Genomic DNA, 23,054 nt, shown 5'->3' on the forward strand with positions numbered 1-23,054 from the left:
CACGTGGAACACGAGACAGCGGGTGAGATGGGCCGGGGGTCCGGGGGTCGCCCCCCGGGCAGGCACAGCCACGTGGAACACGAGACAGCGGGTGAGACGGGCCGGTCTCCCGAAGAGCGCTCCCCGGACGGCCACGTGGAGCCGGAGGCGGCGGACGACGCGGGCCCGGTCGGCGACGGCCGCTCCCCAGGCAGTCCCGTGGACCGCGACAAGCCGGATGCCACATCCCGGCCCTCCGCGGACCGCCCCTCGCCTCCGGAGGCCACGCGGAAGTCCGGGGGCGACGACGCCGCCGAGCGGGCGCCTGAGGCTCCTGACGCCGCCGCGCGGCTCTTCGGGGACAACCTCGGGCGCGCGGTGCGGTACGCCGACATCCTGGCCGACGCCGGGGTGCGTCGCGGGCTGATCGGGCCGCGCGAGGTCGCGCGACTGTGGGAGCGGCACCTGCTCAACTGCGGTGTACTGGCCGAATTGGTGCCCGAGGGCGCCGTGGTGCACGACGTCGGATCCGGCGGCGGGCTCCCCGGCATTCCGCTCGCGCTCGTCCGCCCCGATCTGCGGATCACTCTGGTGGAGCCTCTCCTGCGGCGTACCACCTTCCTCGACGAGGTGGTGCGCGAACTGGGCCTGGGCCACGTCGAGGTGCTGCGCGGTCGTGCCGAGGAGGTACGCGGCAGCATCGCGTCCGACGTCGTGACCGCCCGGGCCGTCGCCCCGTTGTCCCGACTCGCGGGCTGGGGCCTGCCGTTGCTGCGCTCCGGCGGCGAAATGCTGGCGCTGAAGGGCGATTCCGCGGCGGCGGAGCTCCAGGAGTCCGAGGCCGACCTGCGCAGGCTCGGCGCCGTCGGATGGGATGTCGTGCAGGTGGGGGAGGGCATCGTCGATCCGCTGACCACGGTCGTACGCGTCCGGATGGGTGAAGTCGTCCGTCCCCCCGCCCGCGGCACCCGCAAGGCCGCGAGGAACGGCCGTACCGGCACCAAGGGTTCGTCCCGCGGTGGCCGTCCGGGGCGTCGCGGCTGAGGCCGTTCCGTCCCGCGCGGACCGTGAACCGATTATTCGGGGATTGATCCAATCCGTCGGATATGTGACTCATGTTGCAAGTGCCCGGTGTGTCGTGAAGCTGCTTCGCGATCGCGCCGGGCATCGTGTTTCACGTGAAACGACTTCCGTGGAAGCGCAAATGGGCCGCTCAGCTCGGCGTCCCGGAGGCTTCAAAGATCCAGCAGGTTCGCTCCACCCGCCCGCAACGGCCGCCGAACATGGCAGTCTCTGAGAATGCCGACGGAGCGCGTGGCTCCGCCGGGGTTCTGGCAGCAGAGGAGAGTGGACCGTTGTCGTCCGACGTCACCGCCCCCGGGCAGGGCGGGCCGGCAGGGGGAACTGCCCTGCCCACTCAGCCGCACGGGGGATTCCACGACTCGCCGACGGACCCCGTGCCGGGGCCTCGCGACCCCTATCCACCGGGTGCTCCCGGCCCCGCCGCCGACGACGTTTCACGTGAAACGGAACCGGAGTTGGTGGACGACACCCCCATCGCCCGGGCCGCGCGCCAGGCCGTGGAGACGAGCAGGGCGGCCGCGGAAGGTCTGCCGAGGCCCGCCGAGACGCGCGTCATGGTGGTCGCGAACCAGAAGGGCGGGGTCGGCAAGACCACGTCGACCGTGAACCTCGCGGCCGCGCTCGCCCTGCACGGTGCCCGTGTGCTGGTCGTCGACCTCGACCCGCAGGGCAACGCCTCCACCGCGCTGGGGATAGACCACCACGCCAGCGTGCCGTCGATCTACGACGTCCTGGTGGAGGGCAAGGACCTCGCCGAGGTCGTACAGCCGGTAGTGGACGTGGAGGGGCTGTTCTGCGCCCCGGCGACCATCGACCTGGCCGGCGCGGAGATCGAACTGGTGTCGCTGGTGGCCCGGGAGAGCCGTCTGCAACGGGCCATCGAGGCGTACGAACAGCCCCTGGACTACATCCTCATCGACTGCCCGCCGTCCCTCGGCCTGCTCACCGTGAACGCGCTGGTGGCCGGTCGCGAGGTGGTCATCCCGATCCAGTGCGAGTACTACGCGCTGGAGGGACTGGGCCAGTTGCTCCGCAACGTCGAGCTGGTGCGGGGGCACCTGAACCCGCAACTGCACGTCTCCACCATCCTGTTGACGATGTACGACGCCCGCACCCGGTTGGCCTCGCAGGTCGCCCAGGAGGTGCGTGACCACTTCGCCGCCGAGGTGTTGAACACGTCGATCCCGCGTTCCGTGCGGATCTCCGAGGCGCCCAGTTACGGGCAGACGGTGATGACCTACGATCCGGGATCCAGCGGTGCCTTGTCGTATCTTGAGGCGGCACGCGAGATCGCGCTTCGCGGGATCGCCGCAGAAACGAAGGGGGCACAGTGAACGAGAAGCGCAGGGGTCTGGGACGAGGGCTCGCATCGCTGATCCCTTCGTCGGAACAGCCCGCCGCGGTCGAGACGGCACTCGCCACGACGCTCCCGGAGCCCAAGACGTCGCCCACGTCCTGGCCGGTGGTGATTCCGGACCCGTCGGCCCCCGCCGTCGTCGAGCCGGTGCGGTCGGTGGTGCCGGGCAGCGTGGTCCCGGCGGAGCCGACCCCGCCGCCCGTGGAACCCGTCGAGCCGGTGGTCCCGGCCGAACCCGCCACGGTGAACGGGGCGTTCTTCGCCGAGCTGCCGGTCGACGCGATCACGCCGAACCCGCGCCAGCCGCGTGACGTCTTCACCGAGGAGGCGATGGAGGAGCTGGTCCACTCCATCCGCGAGGTGGGCCTTCTCCAGCCGATCGTCGTCCGGCAGACGGGCGACGACGCATACGAGCTCATCATGGGCGAGCGCCGCCTGCGCGCGTCCAAGAAGGCAGGGCTCACCGCGATCCCGGCGATCGTGCGGGCGACCGACGACGACAAGCTCCTGCTGGACGCCCTGCTGGAGAACCTGCACCGTTCGGAGCTCAACGCGATCGAGGAGGCCGCAGCCTACGACCAACTGCTCCGCGACTTCGACTGCACGCAGGACGAGCTGGCCGAGCGCATCGGACGGTCGCGGCCGCAGGTGACCAACACGCTGCGCCTGCTGAAGCTGCCGCCCGAGGTGCAGGTGAAGATCCAGGCGGGCACGCTGTCCGCCGGGCACGCCCGGGCGCTGCTCGGCCTCCAGGACCCGGACGGGCAGATCGAACTCGCGAAGCGGGCGATCGCCGAGGGGCTGTCGGTGCGCTCGGTCGAAGAGATCGTGCACATGCGAAAGTTCGACGAGGAGCAGAACGGCTCGGCGAAGGTGAAGCCGAGTCGGCCGCGGGCGGGGAAGCGGCGGGCGGCCGAGATCGACGACCTGGAGACGCGCCTCAAGGACCGCTTCGAGACGAGCGTGAGCGTGGCGATCGGCCAGAAGAAGGGCAAGGTCGTCGTCGAGTTCGCGACGCTGGAGGACCTGGAGCGCATCCTGTCGGTGATGGCGCCGGGGGAGGAGCGCGTGCTCGCGAGCCTGCGCCGCCGCGCCGCGAACGGTGGGGGTGCAGCCGCGGGTTAGCCGACACCGCGCGCAACGCCACGAGGGGCCCCAGGACAATGTCTCGGGGCCCCTCGCCGTGTGGTGGGTGCCGATGCCGCGTGTGTCACGTGGAACACGGGCCGTCGCGCCGCAGCCGACGCGATGGGTTCCCGCACTCGGCCCGGCCCCCGCATATGGCGTCGCCGTCGACCGCGCTCGGGACACGCCGTGTCGGGGGCGCGTTTCACGTGAAACGCCGCCGCCTGCAATGCGATTCACTCCCGGGGGGTTTCACGTGAAACACGGCCCTTGGCGGCCGCGGGGTTTCACGTGGAACGGGATGCGGCGCGGTGGAGCAACTCTCGGTAGAGGACGCCTGCATCGAGGCCTGCTGCGGTGACGGCCTGGGGGAGCAGGCTTGTCTCGGTCATTCCCGGGGCGACGTTGGACTCCAGGAACCACGCGGTGCCCTCGGCGTCCACGATGAGGTCGGTGCGTGAGACGTCCCTCAGGCGCAGGATGCGGTGGGCGGTCAGGGCCGTCTGGGCGGCCGTCTGAGCGGCTTCCGGGGTCAGCCTGGAGGGGACGAAGAACTCCGTCGTCCCGGCCGTGTAGCGGGCCGTGTAGTCGTACACCCCGGAGTCCGGCACGATCTCGACGATGGGCAGCGCCTCCGGACCCGCCCCGGTGTCGACGACCGACACCGCGACCTCGGTGCCCTCAAGGTAGGTCTCCACCAACGCCGCGTCGCCGTAGGCGAACGCCCCCACCATCGCCGAGGACAGCTCCTCGACCGTCCGCGCGACCGAGGCGCCGAGGGCAGAACCGCCGCGGGTCGGCTTCACGAACAGCGGGAGCCCGAGCCGCGCGACGATCGCATCGAGTACCGCCGACGCGCCGAGGTCGCGGAAGGTGTCGTGGGGGAGGGCCACCGAGTCGGGGGTCCGCACGCCCGCGGCGCGCAGCGCGGCCTTCGCCATCGGCTTGTCGAACGCGGTCCGGCAGGCGTCCGGGGTGGAACCCACGTACGGAATGCCGAGCAGTTCGAGTACGTCGCGCACCGCCCCGTCCTCGCCGTAGGAGCCGTGCAGCGCCGGGAAGACGACGTCCGGCCGGTCGGCGGCCAGCGCGGAGAGCAGGCGTCCGTCGACATCCAGGACCTCGACGTCGACGTCGATCGCCCGCAGGGCGTCCGCGATCCGGCGGCCGGAGCGCAGCGAGACGTCGCGCTCGTGCGACAGCCCGCCGGCGAGTACGACGACGCGGCCGAGGTCGCTCATCGGTGGTCCTTTCGGGAGGGAGTTCGGGGGCATGGTGGTCGGATACCCCTTGGGGAGAAGACGGGTGACGAGGACGAGACCCGCGCCGGGAGCCGTCCCGAAGCGGTCGGCGTGCCGGCCGCGAAGGCGGGCGCGGGCCCGAGGGTTTCACGTGAAACGCGGGCGACGCCAGGTCGACGGGCTCCGACCCGGGCATCGTTTCACGTGAAACTCCGCGGACCCGCCGCGGCTCACGCGAGATCCGGGCCTGGCGCCTGAGAGGTCGGCGACGGCGCCGCACCGCCCGGCAGGGCCGGACCGCTGCCACCGAACATCGAGCGCAGCTCCAACTCCTGGGTGATGACCGCGGCGAGGCGCCGCACCCCCTCGCGGATCCGGTCCGGCGTCGGATAGCAGAAGGACAGGCGCATCGACGACGCCCCGAAGCCGTCCGCGTAGAAGGCGGTGCCGGGGACGTACGCGACACGGGCGGTCACGGCACGCGGCAGCATCGCCTTGGCATCCAGGCCCTCCGGCAGGGTCACCCAGACGAAGAAGCCGCCGGCGGGGTTCGTCCACGTGGCGCCGGGCGGCATGTAGGTGCGCAGCGCGTCGAGCATCGCGTCGCGCCGCTCGCGGTACATCTCGCGGTACGTCTTGATCTGCGCCCGCCACGGCTGGGTCTCCAGATACGCCGAGACCGTCATCTGGGAGAAGACCGGAGGGCTCAGGACGGAGGCCTCCGCCGCCAGCACCAGCTTCTCGCGTACCGCGTGCGGGGCCACCGCCCAGCCGACGCGGAGGCCCGGCGCGAAGGTCTTGGAGAACGAGCCGAGGTAGATGACCCCCTCGGCGTCGTCGGCGCGCAGCGCACGCATCGGGTCGCCGTCGAAGCCCAGGAGCCCGTACGGGTTGTCCTCGATGATCAGCAGATCCGCGGCCCGGCAGATCTCCAGGATCCGGGCCCGTCGCTCCGCCGACAGGCACACGCCCATCGGGTTGTGGAAGTTCGGGATCGTGTAGAGGAACTTGGCCCGCTTGCCGGAGGCGCGCACCGCGGCGATCGCGTTCTCCAGGTGCTCGGGGATCAGCCCGTCGTCGTCCATGCCCACGTGCACGACGTTGGCCTGGTACGAGGCGAAGGTCGACAGCGCGCCCACGTAGCTGGGCGCCTCGGCGAGGATCACGTCGCCCGGGTCGATGAAGACGCGCGTCACCAGGTCGAGGGCCTGCTGCGAGCCGACCGTCACGGTGATGTCGTCCGGGTGCGCGTCGATGCCTTCGAGGCGCATGACGTCGCAGATCTGTCCGCGCAGGGTCTCGTCGCCCTGGCCCGAGCCGTATTGCAGGGCGACGGTGCCGCGCTCGGCGACCAGGCGGGCGACGGTGTCCGCGACCGCGTCGAGGGGGAGGGCGTTGATGTTGGGCATGCCGCCGGCGAGTGAGACGACCTCGGGCCGCGATGCCACGGCGAACAGAGCTCGTACCTCGGAAGCCGTCATGCCGGCCGTGCGGGCGGCGTAGCGGTCGACATAGTTGTCGAGACGGGATCCGGGGGAGCTCTGCGGGACGTTCACGTACCGGCCTCCTTGAGGCGATGCGGATGGTCGAACCTGCTGCGTGTATCCACCGAGTATGCGAAATCGCACGTCTCGGCGCGCTGTGATTGCCGCCATAGGAGTGGTCTTCGGCGGTCAACCGGCTGCGTCGTACAGCTTCATTGGGTCGGGCGGACGGGGGCGATTACCATGCGTCTTGGCGTAACCACCCATTCTGGAGGGCCCCATGCGCTCGGTGCGATGGGTTATCACCGGCCTCGGAGTCGGCGTCGTCGGCGGCTTCGTGGGCGGCCTGCTCAGCTCGTCTCGTCCGGAGACGCGCGGCCCGCGCGCGTGGTTGCCGGACGGCCCCGCGGTCCCGGTGCGCGAACTCCCCGCCGAGGACCGTCTGCTGCCGGGCAACCCGCAGCCGGTGCTGGTGGGTCAGCCCGTCCCGGAGTACAGCGACTGAGCGGAGCGGCACGCGTTTCACGTGAAACATGGCGCGTGGAACCGTGCGTCGCGCGACCGTGGCAAGACGAGGCAAGGGTTCGCGTGTGCCACCATGCGATCGACGCGGGAACGGCGAGGGGGGTCCGGGACTCCCCGGACCGCCCTCGGCCTGTGGACCGCGCGTCTGCTCGGACCGCGTAGGACCGTGCCTCGTCAGATGAAGGCCGGGAGCCGCAGCATGCCCGTCGGCTCGTCCTGGTCCGGCGGCAGGTAGAGGCGCTGCAAGGCGACGACGATCGACTCGGCGGCCATGTCACGGAACGACGCCTGGGTCAGCAGCGCCGCGTCCTCGGCGTTCGTCAGGTAGCCGAGCTCGACGCGTACCGCCGGCATCCGGGTGCTGCGTAGCAGCGGCCACGCCTTGCCGTGCGTCCGGCAGTCGACCATGCCGGTCCGGGCGACCAGTTCGCGCTGCACGAGCCCGGCGAAGCGTTCGCCGGTGGGGGAGCGCAGCCCGTGCGCGTCGCCGCCGCTGCCGTAGTAGAAGGTTGCGACGCCGCGCGCCTGCGCGTTGTCGTTGCGGTCGGAGTGCAGCGAGATGACGAGGTCCGCGTTGGTCTCGTTGGCGAAGGCGGCGCGCTGCTCCTCGGCCACCACGCCGTCGCCGTCCAGCCCGCGGGTCAGGTACGCCTGGACGCCGAGCGCGGACAGCCGGCCCTCCAGGCGCCGGGCGAGGTCCCACACCACGTCGGCCTCGCTCAGCCCGTGTGCGACCACACCCGGGTCGGTGCCGCCGTGTCCGGGGTCGACCACGAGGACCTTGCCGGACAGCGCCGGTCCCGAGCGGTGGATTAGCTCCGACTCGCGCATCGCGTGCGGATGCCCGCCGACCACCGTGCGCGCGAGCCGGTCGAGCGCGCGGAAGGTCGAGGGGCCGCAGGTGCCGTCCGCGCGCAGCCCGTAGTTGCGTTGGAAGTCGCGCAGCGCGCGCTCGGTGCCCGGCCCGAGCAGGCCGTCGACGCGTCCGCAGTCGAAGCCCATGTCGAGCAGCCGCTGCTGGAGCGTGGCGACGTCGTCGCCGACCATCATGTGGCTCACCGAGTACGAAAGGACGCGGTCCCCGAGCCGCCAGCGGGCCTCGTCGAGCTGGCGGTAGGTCTCCACGCCCACGATGCCGTCGATGGTGAGTGCCCGCTGCTGCTGGAAGTGCCGTACCGCGCGGTCCACCGCGTCGTCGAAGAGTGCGTCGTCGCCCCGGTCGGGGTCCTGGTCGACCCGTGCGTCGGCGGCGAGCAGGCCCAGCAGCACCAATTTGGATCTGATCTCGGCCACGGCAGGGCCGGTGTCTCCGCGTCGGTACTGCCGCTGCAAGGTCATGGAACGGAACCCTCCCGAGATGTGACGCGACACTCGATCGTACGCGCGCCCGACCGCACGCGAGCCGCCCTCGGCCCCGTGCTCCGGGCCTCAACACGTCGGAAAGGCGCCCCCCGGTTCCGGGGGACGCCTTCCGTCGCGCGGCAGCCGGAGCAAGCCCGGCAGGTCCGTCAGATGAAGTCCGCGAGCTCCTTGAGAAGCAGCGACTTCGGCTTGGCGCCGACGATGGTCTTGACGATCTGGCCGCCCTGGTAGACATGCAGGGTCGGGATCGACATGACGCCGTAGCGGGTGGTGATCTCGGGGTTCTCGTCGATGTTCAGCTTGGCGATGCCGAGCTTGTCGCCGTGCTCCGCCGCGATCTGCTCCAGCGCGGGGGCGATCTGGCGGCACGGGCCGCACCACTCGGCCCAGAAGTCGACCAGCACCGGCTTGTCGCTCTGGAGCACTTCGGCGTCGAAGGTCTTGTCGGTCGTCTTGATGATGCCCTCGGCCATGGTGGCTCCTTCGGTGGTAGGGCTCGGTCGGCGGGTGCCCGGCCGGTGCTCGGCCAACCGGGCGTGACGAGAAGCTGCGAGAGGTACGCGGGTGCGCGCCGGGCGGTGGCCGGGTCGCGCGGTCGTCAGGATGCGCTGTGGGTCACGGTGCCCGGTGGCGGCGGATCAGACCGCGACCTCTTGGTGCTTGAGGTCCTCCAGGTACCGCTCGGCGTCCAGGGCCGCCGCGCAGCCGCTGCCGGCCGCGGTGATGGCCTGGCGGTAGATGTGGTCCACCACGTCGCCGCACGCGAAGACGCCGGTGAGGTTGGTGTGCTGGGTCGGGTGCGTGACCTTCACGTACCCTTCCTCGTCCAGATCGATCTGGTCCTTGAGCAGCTCGGTGCGCGGTTCGTGGCCGATCGCGATGAACAGCCCGGTGACGTCCAGGTCGCGCAGTTCGCCGGTGACGGTGTCGCGCAGCTTGACGCCGGTCAGCTTGCCGTCACCGAGGATCTCCGCGACCTCGCTGTTCCAGGCGAACTTGATCTTGTCGTTGGCGAATGCGCGGTCCTGCATGATCTTCGAGGCGCGCAGCTCCTCACGGCGGTGGATGACCGTGACCGTCTCCGCGAAGCGGGACAGGAAGGTCGCCTCCTCGATCGCCGAGTCGCCGCCGCCGACCACCGCGATGTGCTGGTTGCGGAAGAAGAAGCCGTCGCACGTGGCGCACCACGACACGCCGTGCCCGGACAGCTCCTTCTCGTTGGGCAGGCCCAGCTCGCGGTAAGCGGAACCGGTCGCGAGGATCACGGCCTTCGCGCGGTGCACGTTGCCCGAGCCGTCCTTGACCACCTTGATGTCGCCTTCGAGCTCCGCCTCGACGATGTCGTCGGCGACCAGCTCGGCGCCGAAGCGCTCGGCCTGCTTGCGCAGGTTGTCCATGAGGTCCGGGCCCATGATGCCCTCGGGCCAGCCGGGGAAGTTCTCCACGTCGGTGGTGTTCATGAGCGCGCCGCCCGCCGTGACCGCGCCCTCGAAGACGAGCGGCTTGAGGTCGGCGCGTGCGGCGTAGACGGCGGCCGTGTATCCGGCCGGGCCGGAACCGATGATGATCACGTTACGGACGTCGCTCACGCTGGGCCCATCCCTGCTTCTCGTCGAGCCGACCGGGTCTTCGGACGGCGATGCCGGTGGTTGCGGGGCCACCCCTGAATTGCGAGGTGCGGCACGTTCCGCTCAACCGATCCTAGGTCCGCGCCATTCCCGTCTCGACCACGGTCGGGCGGGAGCACGGCGCAGGCCTCAGCGCGCGGGGAGGTTGCGGCTGAGAAGCACCTCCGGGGCGGCCGCGGACCGGGTCGCGGACTGCTGCTGGGCCAGCCCGTCGCACCCGGCCGCGACGATGACCACGTCGACGGTCCGGTCCGAGGCCGCGTACACGAGGACGTACGCGACCTGCCCCTGGTAGCGCGCCCGCTCGGCGGCGACCGGCTGGCGGCCGAGTGCCTTGCCCGCCGCCCCCTGGGTGACGCACGCCGGGACGACCTGCTTCGCGCCGCTCGCGCTCGGGACCTCCGGGACCGTCGCGCCGCTCTTCGAGGATTCCGCCGAGGAGTCCGCCGGGGACTTCGCCGTGGACTCTGCCGAGCCGGTCTCGAACCCGGGCGGGGCCTGCCGCGCGAGCAGGGCGCCGACCTGCGTGGGCAGGGTCTCCTCGCGGTATTCCGGCAGAGCCGCGGCCGAGGACGCCGACGGCGCGGCGGCGTTCGGCGGAGCGGCGCCCGCGGACCCGCCGGGCTTCCGGGAGGAGGCGAGGTCTTCTTCGGACATCGGCGCGCTGGCGCCCTTGCTGTCGGCGTTGTTGTCGGAGTCGGACGACGTGAGTCCGCCGCCGACGATCACCCCGACGAGGAGCAGCACGGCGGCGACCGCCGCGGCCGCGACGAGCAGGCCGGGGTTGGCCTTGCGCCGACGGGCGTGCAGGTGGACGACGCGGTCCGACGCCTCGGGGGCCTGGTGCGGCCGAGGCGGGGGCAGTGACCCCAGATCGGGCACCGCGGACAGGCGCGGCGGCGGCACCTCGGCCCCGCCACGTCGCTCGGCGCCGTGGCCCGAACCGTCCGTGCCGTCGTTCTCCGGCAGGTCGCCCGGCGATCCGTCGTCGTGGACTCCGTCCGACGCCGTCCCGACCGCGGCGTCGGCCAGTGCCGACCGGATCCGCGCGAAGACGTCGTCGGGCATCGGCTCGGGCGGCTGCCCGACCAACAGGTCGCGTACCTCGGCGAGGGCGTCGCGGGTCTCGCGGCACTCGGCGCAGCCGGCGGCGTGCGCCTCGGCCTCGGCGGCCTCGGCGTCGGAGAGCAGGCCTTCGACGAGGTCGGAGAGAACGTCGACGTCCACATGCCCGTCCGGGCCGACCACGTGGTTCCCAGCGGTCATCGCGTCACACCTCCGTCCCGATGCCCGTCCGTTCCTCCGCCGTTCACCCGCGGCCGGGGACGCCCGGCGGCGGTGCCGTCGTCCGACGGTCTGACGGACGCCCCGGCGCCCCGGTTCCCTTCCCGCAGATGCCGGACGAGCGGGAGCAGCTTCGCTCGCCCGCGCGCGCAGCGGCTCTTGATCGTTCCGGGCGCCACGTCGAGGACCTTCGCGGCCTCGTCGACGGGGTAGCCCTCCATGTCCACCAGTACGAGCGCCGCGCGCTGCTCGGTCGGCAGCGTCGCCAGCGCGGCCAGCAGGACGTCCCGCGTCTCGCCGCGCACCGCGGGGTCCTCACCGGCCGGTGCGGGAATGCGCTGGTCGAGGTCGTCGGGCAGCGGTACGGCGGGCCGCGAGGCCTTGCGCCGCGCGCGGTCGAGGCAGGCGTTGACGACGATGCGGTGCAGCCACGTCGTGACGGCCGCACGGCCCTCGAAGCGTCCCGCCGCACGGTAGGCCGACACGAGGGCGTCCTGGAGGGCGTCAGCGGCCTCCTCGCGGTCCCCGAGCGTGCGGAGGGCCACCGCCCACAGCCGGTCCCGGTGCCGACGCACCAACTCGCCGAAGGCGTCCGGGTCTCCGGAGGAGTGCAGCGCGAGGAGATCGACGTCGGTCACGTCGACGTACGCGGACTCCGCGCTCAAGCTCACCCCCCGGCGGCTGGAAAGTACCGGGGGTCATCCTGGCACGGATCGGCGCACGAGATGTCAGCCGGTGGAACGGCGCCACCTCGCGAAGTGGATCTCGGTGACGCCGTTCTTCAGACCGGCACCACCGGACCCTTCGGCGGGGATCCGCGTCAGCTGGTGAACGAGACCTCGGCATAGCCGTTCTGGTAGCCGCTGGTGTCGAACGCGCCGCCGGAGCGTTGCATCGGCATCGCGGTCATCCAGACGAGCACATAGCGCGTCTTGGTCTCGAACTGGAAGGCGGCCTCGCTGCCCTGCGTCTGCTGCTCCTGGACCTTGGTGAAATCGTCGAGGCTGCGCGGGAACTCGGTGGCTCCGGGAGCGGCGTAGATGGCGAGGGTGGTGTGGTCGCCGTCGCCCGCCAGCTGGATCTTCGCGGTCCTCAGGTCGACCTCGGAGCCGAGATCGTAGATGATCCCCACCCCGGTCCGTATCTTCGCCTCCGGGCCGTCGACGTAGCTCTTGGTGCGCCACGACGTGGTCGTCTTTCCGTCGTGGGACAGGCCGATGTTCTCCGGGTAGTCGGAGGCGGCGCCGCCGTTCTCGGTGAGGCTGAACTGCCTTGCGCCGCTGATCGCGAGCGGCTGCCCGGTCGGCGGGGCCGCGACCGCGGGAGGCTCCGACGTCGGCGGGTCGGTGTTCACGCTCGGGGTGGGGCTCGGCTGTTCGTCGCGGTCCTTGTTGACGTGGACGGCGATCTGCCAGGTCGCGAGGATGATCGCGACGAGCACGATGATCGCCACGATGCTCTTCACGAACCGGCCGAAGCCGCCGCCCAGCGCCGGCGGCGGCCCCGCGGGGGTGCGGGTCGGAACCGCCCGGGGCGGGCCGCCGTTGTAGCCGCTGCTGCCGCGCGACAGCAGCGCCGTCGGGGTGTACTCGTCGTCGAACTCGGCACCGGCCGCGCTCACCGGCGGCTCCGGCTCCGGGGGCAGTACCGGGGGTATCGCCGCGAGGGCGGCGACGACGTCCTCGGGCGCCTCGAACGCCGCCTGGTGCTTGTACTCGTGCCCGAGCGCCCGCATCGCGACCGCCTCAAGGGGCATGTGCACGTGCGCCTTCACCTGGCCCGGCGTGCACAGCTTCTCGCCGTTGCGCGGCGCCTCCGGCAGGCCGTACGCCGCCGCGTCCGGCCAGCGGCGTGCCAGGCAGGCGTACAGCAGCGAGCCGATCGCACGCGTGTCGTCACGTGCCGCATCGGTGGTGTCGTGGCCGTACAGCGCCGCCTCGACGGACAGGCCGACGATCTTGTACTGCCCGGTGTGCATGCGCAGGACGTTCTCGGGGTCGAGGCGCAGGTGCGACAGCCCGGCGCGGTGCGCGACGGCCATGGCGTCGGAGACCGAACGGGCCATCTCGTACGCCTCGTGCGGCGGCAGCGGGTTGGTGGCCAGCAGCGACGCGAGGTTGTCGGCGTCCGGCAGCCATTCCTTCACCACGTAGACGAGGCCGTCCTCTTCGGCCGCGTCGAGCACCTGGACGAAGCGCGGGTCGCCGACCAGGGCCGCCGCCCGGGCCGCGGCCATCACGCTGCGCGCGTGCTCGCTCCCGGCCGCCACGAGGTGGATGCCCACCGCGCGGCGCAGCTTCTCGTCGACCGCGCGCCATGTGGCGCTTTTGCCGTGGGAACTCAGCTTGTCCTCAAGCCGGTAGCGTCCGGCGAAGCGGGTTCCGCGCGTGACATCCGCGACCCTGCGCGGGGGTTCGGCCTCGACGGCCTCGAACTCCCGGGTCTCCGAGGCGACCTCGGGGACGTCGGCGGGCCGGTCGTGCCGCGGGGTGTCCTCGGTGTCCGGGCTGTCGGCCCGGTCGTCGGCGGGCTTGTCGGTGGGGGCGCCGACCGAACCGCGGGCCGCACCGGAGGCGGAGACAGGGGCGGAACCGGAGGCCGAACTGCGGGCCGCCCCGGCCGAATCGGCCGCCTCGGTGTCGATCGTGTCGGTTGCGGGAACGACGGTCGTCTCCGCGGTGGCCTCTGCCGACTTGCCGTCCACCGAAGCGGCCTCCGGGACTTCGTGCTCCACGAGCGTGTCCGCGGGGTCCGCGGCGGGGTCGAGTGCGACGGTCTCGGCCGTGACGTCGGCCTGCTTCGCGTCGTTGGTTCCGGTGGTGCTGTCTGCGGTGCCGTTGGCGGTGGTATCGGTGTCGACGGTATCGGTCTTGCCGGTGTCGAGGGTGCTGGAGCCGGAAGGGCCGTCCGCCATCAGGTGGACGGAGCCTGCGGTTCGGTCCGTCACCGTATACTCACCCTCCTCGTAGCCCCGCCCCATCGTACGAGCGCGGCGGCACGACGCGTCACCCGCCTGCTCGTTCGTACGACTGCCTCGGGGGGCAAACAGGTTGCCCCGCGATGTTTCCGGCAAACCGAGTTCGTCCCGGGCACTACTACCCCGAATCGCCGTGGGGCACCGCGTGTATGCCCCATCGTGATCCATCCCGCGTGAATTCGCTCGTCGGACACTGCTGTGACACCCATCGTCTCATCCGACGCATGCGACGTGGGTGAGGTTCCGGCCGACGTCGGCCGGAACCCGGCCACGCCGGGTCAGCGTCCCAGACGGCCCTTCACCATGCCGGTCATCGCCGACAGTTCCTCGATGCGCATGCGGCTCGCCGCGACGAGGAACACCACGGCCATCGCCACGAGTCCGGCCAGCACGGCGGCGAGCGATCCGCCGAAGCCGTCGCCGAGCGCGTTGGTGCACATGCGTGCGACCGCGAACGCGGCCACGCCGCCGAACGTCGACGCCACGATCAAACGGGTGTACGTGCGTGTGACACGCCGCCCGTCGAGGTCCGGCAGGTAGGTCTTGAGGCGCCGCGCGGCGAGCAACACACCGACGAGGTAGGCCGCCCCGTACGCCCCGGCCATTCCGACACCGGCCCACTTCGTGGGCAGCACCAGGTACGCGAGCCCGGACAGCGCCGCCGTCGTGGCGGCCACCCACACCGTGTTGAGGAACGGCGTGCGTGTGTCCTCGTACGCGTAGAAGCCGCGCAGCAGCACGTATTGCGCGGAGAACGGGATGAGGCCGAGGCCGAGCGCCATCAGCATGTACCCGATCCAGTGGGCGCTGTTGACCCCGGTCGGCGCGAAGATCAGGCCGCCGATGTCGCGGCCGAGCGCGACGAACACGACCGCGCACGGCACGATCGCGACCGCCGACATGCGCAGGCCCGCCGAGATGTCGTCGCGTACCGACGTCTTGTCGTTGTCGGCGGCGGCGCGCGACATGCGCGGCAGCATCGCGGCCATGACCGAGACGGTGATGACCGCCTGCGGGAACTGCCAGACCAGAAGGGCGTTCGTGTACGCCGAGAAGCCGACACCCCAGGTGATGCCGTCCGTCTGCGCGTCGCTGTCGATCGCGTTCGCGAGCTGCGTGGTCACCAGGTAGCCGAGCTGGTTCGCGAGCACGAAGAGGAACGTCCACTTCGCGAGCCCGGCCGCCTTGCCCAGCCCGTGCCCGCGCCAGTCGAACCTGGGCCGGAAGTGGAACCTGGCCGCACGCAGGTACGGCACCATCGCGAGCGCCTGCACGACCATGCCCATCAGCGTGCCGATGCCGAGCAGCCGCGCCTCGTCGGGCGTGATGCGCGCCGCGGTCATGCCGCTGCTGTGCTGCGTCCCGGCCACCCAGATGTAGAGGCCGAACGTCGCGATGATGACCAGGTTGTTGAGGACCGGGGTCCACATCATCGGGCCGTAGCGCTCGCGGGCGTTCAGGATCTGCCCGAACATCACGTGCAGGCCCATGAAGAATATGATCGGCAGGCAGTATCGCGCGAACGTGGTGGCCAGCTCGAACTCGGCCTCCTGCTCCGCGAGCGAGTTGGCCATTATCCGGATCAGCCAGGGCGCCGCGAAGACCGCGAGCGCGGTGAGCGCCAGCAGCAGCGTCATGACCAGCGTGAGCAGCCGGTTGGCGTACGCCTCGCCGCCGTCGTCGTCGTTGCGCATGGCCCGCACGAGCTGCGGCACGAAGACCGCGTTCAGCGCGCCGCCGCCGACCAGGATGTAGAGCAGGGTCGGCATGGTGTTCGCGACGTTGTACGTGTTCGCGAACACCGCGGTGCCGAGCGCCGCGGCGATGACGAGGCTGCGGATGAACCCGGTGATGCGCGAGACGATGGTGCCCGACGCCATGAGGGCGCTGGACCGCATCATGCCGGAGAGCTTGCTGCCCTTCTTGCCGCCGACCGGAATGCCGGCCATCCGCTCTTCGGCGCCGCTGCCGGGAAGCCGGTAGACGGGCGATTGGGACGGTCCGGGCAGGGGCTCGACGAGGTCGGGCTCGGTGACGGTGAGGGGCGCGGCGGCCGCGGCTTCGGCGCGCTGCCGCGTCTCGTAGCGCTGATACGCCTCGGTGTACGTCGGCATGCCGATCTCGCCGGTCAGGCCGAGGTGGATGCCGGTGAGCGTCTGGTCCATCAGCCAGCCGCCGGGGCGGTCGTAGTCGCCCCAGCCGCCGCCCGCGCCGTACCCGCCGCCTCCGCCCGAACCGCCGGATCCCGCACCGGACGACTCGTGGGCCGCCTGCGCGGCCGGGCGCCGCGAGCGCCGCCGCTCGGGGGGAGGATCGGGCTCGTACTGGCCCCCGCCGCCCGAGCCGTAGCCGCCGCCCTGGCCGCCGTGCCCGCCGTGCCCGCCCTGGCCGTCCTGTCCCTGGCCGTAACCGCCGTCGTGGCCGGAGCCGTGCCCCGAGCCGTGCCCTGAGTCGTGGCCGTACTGCTGCGGCTGGTCGTACTGCTGCGGGACCTGCGGGGCCTGGTACTGCTGCGCCTGTGCCGCGTACGGGTCGCCCGCGTACTGCTGCGGGTCCTGGTACTGCGGGTTCTGATACTGCGGGTCCTGGTACTGCTGCTCGGGATATTGCTGCTCGGGGTACTGCCGGCCCGAGTACGGCTGCTGCCCGCCGTAGGCCGCGTCGTAGGGCTGCTGCCCGTAGCCCTGGCCCTGGTCGTAGCCCGGCTGATGGCCCGGTGCGGAACCGGGGCTCTGCGGCGTCGGGGCGAACACGCCGTCGAGGCCGCCGCCCTGGCCCGCGGGGTCGTCGCGGAACCAGGCGTCGCCGCTCTGCTGCGGCGGCGGGGACTGCCAACTGCCGGCCTCGGGAGGCGGCGGGTAAGGCGAGTACTCCTGCGCCGGATCGGAGTACTGCTGTCCGTACTGGCCGAGGTAGGGGTCGACCGAGCCCTGGTCGCGACGCGGGGAATAGGGATCGTGCCCGTCGGCCGGGTCGTCCGTGCCGCCGTCGTACGGCTGCCGCTCGTCTCTCCGGTCACTCATGCGGGCAGGTCCTCGTCTTCCGCTTCAGATCGTCGTGGTGGTCGGCTCCAAGTGCCTACTTTCTCATCCGGGGCCTGCTGAGGCGGTCCCCCGCGCCAAGTGTCCGCCGATATATCGACAAGAGGCGCAAATAGGGTCAAGCCGGTGCGTGATGGTCCTCCGGTCTGTCCCTGGACGCGTGCCGCCTGGTGCCCCCCTCGATCCTCGCGTGTCCCCCCGGACCGCCCGCCACCGGGCCGCCCGGACCGTGCGCCTCGCCCTCGTCGTCCCCGCCGCCCGTGCGCTCGGCGCTGTCCTCGCCGTCCGAAGGCCCCTTGCGCCGCTTGATGTAGGCGCGGAGCGAGAACAGCGCGAGCAGCGCCGCGATCACCCCAATGATGCCCAACGTGATGCCGTCGATGCTGGTCGTGTTGACGAAGAACGTCTGCGTGGGGCCGAAGGTGTCCTTGCCGTCCGGCGTGAGGATGCGCACGTCGACGAGCACCTTGCCGTTGGCCGCCGACCGTGCTTCGACCGGGATGGCCAAGGTGCGTCCGCCGGGGATCCGCACCTCGTGCGGCTGTGTCAGGCTGAGCCGGTTGGGCTGCCGGGAGACCACGTCCAGGCGGATCGTGATGGGCTGTTGCAGCCCGTTGATGATCGTGACCGGGATCGTGCCGCTGTCGCCGGACAGGGTCACGCTGCTCTTGGGTGCGATGCGCACGAGTTGCTCCAGCACCCGCAGACTGCGCGTCACGTCGAGCCGGTAGGTGTCGGCGTCCATCGTCTCGCCGCGCCACGCGACCGACAGCGTGCGCAGGACCGCCGGGTCGTACGGTTCCTCGATGCGCTGCCGCTCGCTCAGGATCGCCGCGAAGGCGTCCACGCGGCGCTGCAACTCGGGGACCGTCTTGAGGTAGCGGTCGGAGAACTCGGTGCGGGTGAGCCCCGAGGGGTACGCCCGCATCGTCCGCTCCTCGCCCACCTCGGTCTCCGCGAGCTCGTCGAGCGAGGCCACCTCGGCCCACCCCTCGGCGCCGGTGGCGACCGAGACCGCCCCGGCGAGCGCGCGTCCCACGGCCGCGTCGAAGTTTCGGGGCGGCACGATGAACAGCGCGCGTTGCAGGGCGGGTTGCTCCATCGCGATGGTGAACAGCTCGGCCACCAGCGCCTGCTGGAGGCGCAGCTGGCCGTCCGGGCCGCGCGCGCCCTCGTCCAGCAGCACGTCGATGCGCGGGTCGGTGACCAGCGCCGTGGTGCTCGGGCCGACCTGGAAGCGCGCGGAACTGGTGTGGTCCAGCTTGCTGTTGCGCGGCGGCATGCTCGCCCCCGAGGCCACCACGACCGACGAGCCGGTGGCCTTCGCGGTGTCGAGGACCGGCGTGTCCACCGCGCCCGCGATCGGCCACGTGACGTCTGTGCGGACCTGCTTTTGCAACACCTCGCCGGCGGTCGACCTGCCGCGCTCGACGGCCGCGTTCAGTTGCGGCATCAGGTCGGTCTTCGACCCGGTCCGCGCGGCGTGCGCGACGGTGGCCACGTCGGTGTCGGCGTACGGCAGCGCGACCACGGTGTCGTCGGCGACCGCGGCCCGCAGTTGCTGGAGCCAGTCGGTCGCGGCCGGACCACCCCTGCCCGGCTCGGTCTCCTCCTCGGTACGCGGCGCCGCCTTCGCGGTCGCGGTGTCCGACTCGCGCCCGGAGTCGCCCTCGCCGGAGTCCTTTTCAACGGCCGGGTCGCGGTCCGGCGGGGCCACGCGGTACGGCTGCTCCATCGCCCGCACGGTGTCCAGCAGGTCCGGGTCGACCACCCAGGTCACGCCGGGGATCTGCTGCCCGGACTGGACGAGCTGGGACAGCCTTCCGTCCCGGGCCAGTTCGTCGGTCAGACCGTCGTTCGTGAACACCGGCGTCTGTTCCGCGTCACCGAGCGTGGTGCCGTCCCGGCGCGGCTGGTCGATCAGCGGCCACAGCACGCCGACCTGGGTCTTCTTCAGATTCAGGTTCTTGAGGGCGTCCTTGGGGACCCACGGCATCAGCACGTGCGACGACCCGACCTCGGAGCCGCCGTCGACGGCCTGCGCGGTCACCGCGTACACGGCGGGGTCCGTGCCGAGCCCCATCTTGTCCACCGGGACCGTGAACGTCTCGGACTGCGTGGTCCCGGCGGGGATGCGGGGGAACTGCTTCGTCGCCGTGCCGTCCCTGATGTCCCGGTTCGACCAAGAATCGGGTGCGGCGAGGTCGCCGCGGAGCGTCAACTCCCGGCTGACGCGCAGCTTGACCGAAACCTGGTCCAGATCGCGCCCCGAGTTGTTGACCACGTCGAACCGGACCGTCAACGTGCCCCTGGGCTGGAGGACCGACGGCGTCACCGCGGCGAGAACCACCTGGACGGGCGTACCGTCCGCGGCCCGCGCCGGACGCGACAGCCCCGTCACGACGGAGGCCGCCGTCAGCATCAGGACGAGCAGCAGGCAGCCGACCGCGCGCCCGGCGCCGTCGCGGACCCGGATCACGCGCTGTCCGCCAACAGCTCCGGCGCCCGCACGGCGAGCCGGCGCTCGTCCGGATACGCGAGCCTCGCCGAAAGCGCGCCCAACGGAACCCACGCGACCGCCTCGACCTCGATGTCGTCGTCGGACAAATCCCCGCCGGCCGCCTCCATCAGATAATGGTGGACGGTCTTGTGCACCCGGCGGTCCGGAGCTGTGAACCAGTAGTCGATGACGCCCAGCGGCGCGAGGACGCGGCCCACGATGCCGGTCTCCTCCTCGACTTCGCGCAACGCGGCCTGCACCGCGCTCTCACCGTCTTCGATGTGCCCTTTGGGCAGCGACCACAGCAGACGGCCGCGGCGATCGCGACGGGCGATCAACGCGGCTCGCAGTGTGTCCCTGTCCACAACGAGGCCACCGGCCGAGTGTTCCTCGACCGCCTTGAGCCTCCGCCGCGGCGGGGTGGTCTCAGAGGGCATCCTGAAATCCTAGTGCGCCGCGCCGCGGAGTTGGGTGACAAGATCACCCCATCGCAGCCCCGGGCTCCGATAAAGGTGACGATCCGCCCGCGCGGTCCCCGTACCCTTGTACGTCGTGCCCAACGCGAAGAACTCACCGCACGCCGCCGAACAGGACCTTCCCGCGGCGGACGCCGCCGTGCCGACCGGCCGGCTGAGCCTCGTCCAGCGCAGCGCCGTCACCGAACTGCTGCGCGTCGCCCCGGTCGCGGACGACCTCGCCCGCAGATTCGCGGCGGCCGGGCACCGGCTGGCCCTGGTCGGCGGCTCGGTGCGCGACGCGCTGCTCGGCAGGCTCGGCAACGACCTCGACTTCACCACCGACGCGCGGCCCGAACAGGTGCTCGCCATCGTGCGCCCGTGGGCGGACGCCGTCTGGGAGGTCGGCATCGCCTTCGGCACGGTGGGCTGCCGCAAACAGGCCCCCAACGGCCGCGACTACCTGATCGAGATCACCACGTACCGCTCGGAGGCGTACGACCGCACGTCGCGCAAGCCCGAGGTCAGCTACGGCGACTCCATCGAGGACGACCTGGTGCGCCGCGACTTCACGGTCAACGCGATGGCGGTCGACCTGCCCGACGTCGAGTTCGTCGACCCGCACGGCGGCCTCGACGACCTCGCCGATCGCGTGCTGCGTACCCCCGGCACCCCGGAGGCGTCGTTCGGCGACGACCCGCTGCGCATGATGCGCGCCGCCCGGTTCGCCGCGCAGCTCGACTTCGACGTCGCTCCCGAGGTCGTCGCGGCGATGACGGCGATGGCCGACCGTATCGACATCGTGTCGTCCGAGCGGGTGCGCGACGAGTTCAACAAGCTCGTGCTGTCGCCGCACCCGCGCAAGGGGCTCCTGCTCCTGGTGGAGACCGGCATCGCGGCCCGGGTGGTCCCGGAACTCCCCATGCTGCGGCTGGAACTGGACGAGCACCACCGGCACAAGGACGTCTACGAGCACACCCTGACCGTGCTCGAACAGGCGATGGACCTGGAGGCCCCGGGCGAACCGGACCTCGTGCTGCGCCTCGCCGCGCTCCTGCACGACATCGGCAAGCCGCGCACCCGCCGCTTCGAGGACGACGGGCGCGTGTCCTTCCACCACCACGAGGTGGTCGGCGCGCACATGACGAAGAAGCGCATGAAGGCGCTGAAGTATCCGAAGGACGTCACCGACGACGTGACGCGCCTGGTCGAACTGCACCTGCGCTTCCACGGCTACGGCACGGGGGAGTGGACGGACTCCGCGGTCCGCCGCTACGTACGGGACGCGGGCCCGCTGCTCGACCGCCTGCACAAGCTGACGCGCTCCGACTGCACGACGCGCAACCGCCGCCGCGCGGCCGCGCTCGCGCGCGCGTACGACTCGCTGGAAGAGCGCATCGCCAAGCTCCAGGAGCAGGAGCAGCTCGACGCGATCCGCCCGGACCTCGACGGCAACGAGATCATGCGCATCCTCGACGTCCCCCCGGGCCCGCTGGTCGGCAAGGCCTACAAGCACATGCTCGAAATGCGCCTGGAGAACGGCCCGATGGACCACGAGACAGCGGTGACCGAACTACGCAAGTGGTGGGACGCCCAGAGCGACGCCTGACGATCCGGACACACCGCACAACGCTGTGGGCCCCACGGATGCACCGTAGGGCCCACAGTTGTCCGACTTGCCGGCCTGCTTACTGCACACCCGGGACATTCAGCTCGACCAACTTCTCGCGCACCGCGTCGAGCTGGTCCTGCGTGGAGATCCCGATCTTGCGGGCCTGCTCCAGCGTGGTCTGCTTGGTGAGCGTGAGGCAGAGGACGCCCTTGCCGCCGCCGGACCAGTAGTAAGAGGCCAGCGAGCCCTTGTTCATGAGCTCCTCGGTGTCGCATTTGTCCGTGTCGTTCGTGTCGCTGAACTTCTCCACGACGCGGAAGGCCGCGTTGGCCGATGTGCAGTCGGTCTTCTTCATGTCGTTCGCGCTCTTCGCGCTCGTGAGGCAGTCGTTGACCCCGGCGCTCTGCGGGTCGTCCTTCTTGCCCGCGAAGTACGCGACGATTGCGACCACGATCACCACGACCGGCACGGCTATGCGCAGGTACTTCATCCACGGCTTGCGGCCCTGCGGCTGCTGCGGCGGGGCGCCGTAGTAGTTCGGCGGCGGCTGCTGGCCGGGGTACGGCTGCTGCGGGGGGACCTGGCCGGGGTACGGCTGCTGCTGGCCGTAGGGCTGGGGCTGTTGCGGCTGGCCCTGCGGACCGTTCGCGAACGGGTTGGACACGGAAGCTCCGGTCTGTGGGAACGAGGGGGAGGTCGAGCGCCGAAACCCTAGGGGTTCCGACCGACGAACCGCATCCCCATAGATGCGCTACAAACGGGCTACCGGCCGATGTCCATGATGCACAAAAGGTCCTTGCGGTCGACCACGATCGGGATGTTCGCACCCGTCACGGAGCCGCACTGGGTGCCGTCGATGGTGTCCGGAATGATGGAAATAATCTTGTATTTCGCTTCCGGAGTTCCACACTCCGCGACGTGCGGCGTACTGCCGGCCAGATCGTCGAGGCACGAACCCTCGCTGTACGCCCGCTTCTCGCCCTCCTGGAAGTAGAGGTACGCACCCCCGCCCACGACCACCAGCAGCAGCAATGTGAGGCCCATCACAAGCGGGCTCAGCAACACACTGCGCTCGCGCGCCGCCCCGCGCCGACCGCGGCGTCCCCCGTCCGGCGCGGACGCGGGCCCGGACGAATGCGCGGACGCGCTCGACCGAACCGGGAGCGAACTGCCCTGTGCCGGGGTGGAGTCCAACCACACGGGCACGTAGGGCACCTCGTCCGGATCCGACGCACTCGGGTAGTTGCTCATCTTCGGTCTCCGATGGGCAGGTATAGGGCGGAAGGCGTAACTGAGCGATCGATCGCTGAGGCAGATTAGAGGGTCCCGCGCCGTTCCGCACTACTTGACGCTAAGTCGATACGAAGACGGTGGCCAAGTTACGCTCCGCACAGCGGAGAT

Annotated in this window: 17 protein-coding genes and 1 pseudogene; 5 read left to right on the forward strand and 13 right to left on the reverse strand. The window is 71.2% G+C overall.

Going from position 1 to position 23,054, the window contains the following annotated elements:
* Nucleotides 1-285: 285 nt before the first annotated feature.
* From rsmG to ACRX5S_RS08145, 3 genes and pseudogenes are all read left to right on the forward strand, one after another.
* Nucleotides 286-1,023 (forward strand): annotated as a pseudogene (gene rsmG / locus ACRX5S_RS08135) (16S rRNA (guanine(527)-N(7))-methyltransferase RsmG); the annotation flags it as partial.
* A gap of 365 nt (nucleotides 1,024-1,388) precedes the next feature.
* On the forward strand, nucleotides 1,389-2,396 hold the full coding sequence (locus ACRX5S_RS08140; protein WP_436772240.1) for a ParA family protein: 1,008 nt from the start codon (nucleotides 1,389-1,391) through the stop codon (nucleotides 2,394-2,396).
* Entirely contained in the window at nucleotides 2,393-3,544 is a 1,152-nt protein-coding gene (locus ACRX5S_RS08145) for a ParB/RepB/Spo0J family partition protein (RefSeq protein ID WP_436772098.1), read from the forward strand. Before ACRX5S_RS08140 ends, ACRX5S_RS08145 begins: the two co-directional genes overlap by 4 nt.
* 287 nt (nucleotides 3,545-3,831) lie before the next feature.
* Here ACRX5S_RS08145 and ACRX5S_RS08150 read toward each other — a convergent pair whose 3' ends face one another.
* Together ACRX5S_RS08150 and ACRX5S_RS08155 are read right to left on the reverse strand one after the other, a co-directional pair.
* On the reverse strand, nucleotides 3,832-4,785 hold the full coding sequence (locus ACRX5S_RS08150; RefSeq protein WP_436772099.1) for a D-alanine--D-alanine ligase family protein: 954 nt from the start codon (nucleotides 4,783-4,785) through the stop codon (nucleotides 3,832-3,834).
* Between the two features lie 230 nt (nucleotides 4,786-5,015).
* A complete protein-coding gene (locus tag ACRX5S_RS08155; RefSeq protein WP_436772100.1) occupies nucleotides 5,016-6,341 on the reverse strand; it encodes a PLP-dependent aminotransferase family protein in 1,326 nt (441 codons plus the stop codon).
* Nucleotides 6,342-6,549: 208 nt separating this feature from the next.
* Between ACRX5S_RS08155 and ACRX5S_RS08160 the strand changes: the two genes are divergently transcribed.
* Nucleotides 6,550-6,774 (forward strand): hypothetical protein, encoded by a 225-nt coding sequence (locus tag ACRX5S_RS08160; protein ID WP_436772101.1) that lies wholly within the window; start codon nucleotides 6,550-6,552, stop codon nucleotides 6,772-6,774.
* A 194-nt stretch (nucleotides 6,775-6,968) separates the two neighbouring features.
* Here the strand turns inward: ACRX5S_RS08160 and ACRX5S_RS08165 are convergent, their stop codons facing one another.
* The 9 genes from ACRX5S_RS08165 to ACRX5S_RS08205 form a co-directional block, all read right to left on the reverse strand.
* Nucleotides 6,969-8,087 (reverse strand): N-acetylmuramoyl-L-alanine amidase, encoded by a 1,119-nt coding sequence (locus tag ACRX5S_RS08165; RefSeq protein WP_436772102.1) that lies wholly within the window; start codon nucleotides 8,085-8,087, stop codon nucleotides 6,969-6,971.
* Nucleotides 8,088-8,302: 215 nt separating this feature from the next.
* The gene (gene trxA / locus ACRX5S_RS08170; protein ID WP_436772103.1) at nucleotides 8,303-8,629 is read right to left on the reverse strand and encodes a thioredoxin; all 327 of its coding nucleotides are present in this window, start codon (nucleotides 8,627-8,629) and stop codon (nucleotides 8,303-8,305) included.
* Between the two features lie 165 nt (nucleotides 8,630-8,794).
* Entirely contained in the window at nucleotides 8,795-9,745 is a 951-nt protein-coding gene (gene trxB / locus ACRX5S_RS08175; RefSeq protein ID WP_436772104.1) for a thioredoxin-disulfide reductase, read from the reverse strand.
* A gap of 168 nt (nucleotides 9,746-9,913) precedes the next feature.
* A complete protein-coding gene (locus ACRX5S_RS08180) occupies nucleotides 9,914-11,050 on the reverse strand; it encodes a zf-HC2 domain-containing protein (protein ID WP_436772105.1) in 1,137 nt (378 codons plus the stop codon).
* Entirely contained in the window at nucleotides 11,047-11,733 is a 687-nt protein-coding gene (gene sigM, locus ACRX5S_RS08185) for an RNA polymerase sigma factor SigM (RefSeq protein ID WP_436772106.1), read from the reverse strand. The genes ACRX5S_RS08180 and sigM overlap by 4 nt, the downstream gene beginning before the upstream one ends.
* A 155-nt stretch (nucleotides 11,734-11,888) precedes the next feature.
* On the reverse strand, nucleotides 11,889-14,015 hold the full coding sequence (locus ACRX5S_RS08190; protein ID WP_436772107.1) for a protein kinase family protein: 2,127 nt from the start codon (nucleotides 14,013-14,015) through the stop codon (nucleotides 11,889-11,891).
* Nucleotides 14,016-14,323: 308 nt separating this feature from the next.
* Nucleotides 14,324-17,068 (reverse strand): murein biosynthesis integral membrane protein MurJ, encoded by a 2,745-nt coding sequence (gene murJ / locus ACRX5S_RS08195; protein ID WP_436772108.1) that lies wholly within the window; start codon nucleotides 17,066-17,068, stop codon nucleotides 14,324-14,326.
* Between the two features lie 136 nt (nucleotides 17,069-17,204).
* The gene (locus ACRX5S_RS08200) at nucleotides 17,205-19,565 is read right to left on the reverse strand and encodes a DUF6049 family protein (protein ID WP_436772109.1); all 2,361 of its coding nucleotides are present in this window, start codon (nucleotides 19,563-19,565) and stop codon (nucleotides 17,205-17,207) included.
* Nucleotides 19,562-20,023: an NUDIX hydrolase gene (locus ACRX5S_RS08205; protein ID WP_436772110.1), complete on the reverse strand. Its 462-nt coding sequence runs from the start codon at nucleotides 20,021-20,023 to the stop codon at nucleotides 19,562-19,564. Before ACRX5S_RS08205 ends, ACRX5S_RS08200 begins: the two co-directional genes overlap by 4 nt.
* Nucleotides 20,024-20,201: 178 nt before the next feature.
* Here ACRX5S_RS08205 and ACRX5S_RS08210 point away from each other — a divergent pair, with 178 nt between their 5' ends.
* On the forward strand, nucleotides 20,202-21,650 hold the full coding sequence (locus tag ACRX5S_RS08210) for a CCA tRNA nucleotidyltransferase (protein ID WP_436772241.1): 1,449 nt from the start codon (nucleotides 20,202-20,204) through the stop codon (nucleotides 21,648-21,650).
* Between the two features lie 79 nt (nucleotides 21,651-21,729).
* Here ACRX5S_RS08210 and ACRX5S_RS08215 read toward each other — a convergent pair whose 3' ends face one another.
* Nucleotides 21,730-22,317 carry an LppU/SCO3897 family protein gene (locus ACRX5S_RS08215; protein ID WP_436772111.1) on the reverse strand — a complete coding sequence of 196 codons (588 nt, stop codon included), beginning with the start codon at nucleotides 22,315-22,317 and terminating at the stop codon, nucleotides 21,730-21,732.
* Nucleotides 22,318-22,415: 98 nt separating this feature from the next.
* Nucleotides 22,416-22,904 carry an LppU/SCO3897 family protein gene (locus ACRX5S_RS08220; RefSeq protein ID WP_436772112.1) on the reverse strand — a complete coding sequence of 163 codons (489 nt, stop codon included), beginning with the start codon at nucleotides 22,902-22,904 and terminating at the stop codon, nucleotides 22,416-22,418.
* Nucleotides 22,905-23,054 lie beyond the last annotated feature (150 nt).

The sequence above is a fragment of the Yinghuangia sp. YIM S09857 genome (assembly GCF_051388915.1).
In the GTDB taxonomy this organism is placed as follows: domain Bacteria; phylum Actinomycetota; class Actinomycetes; order Streptomycetales; family Streptomycetaceae; genus Yinghuangia.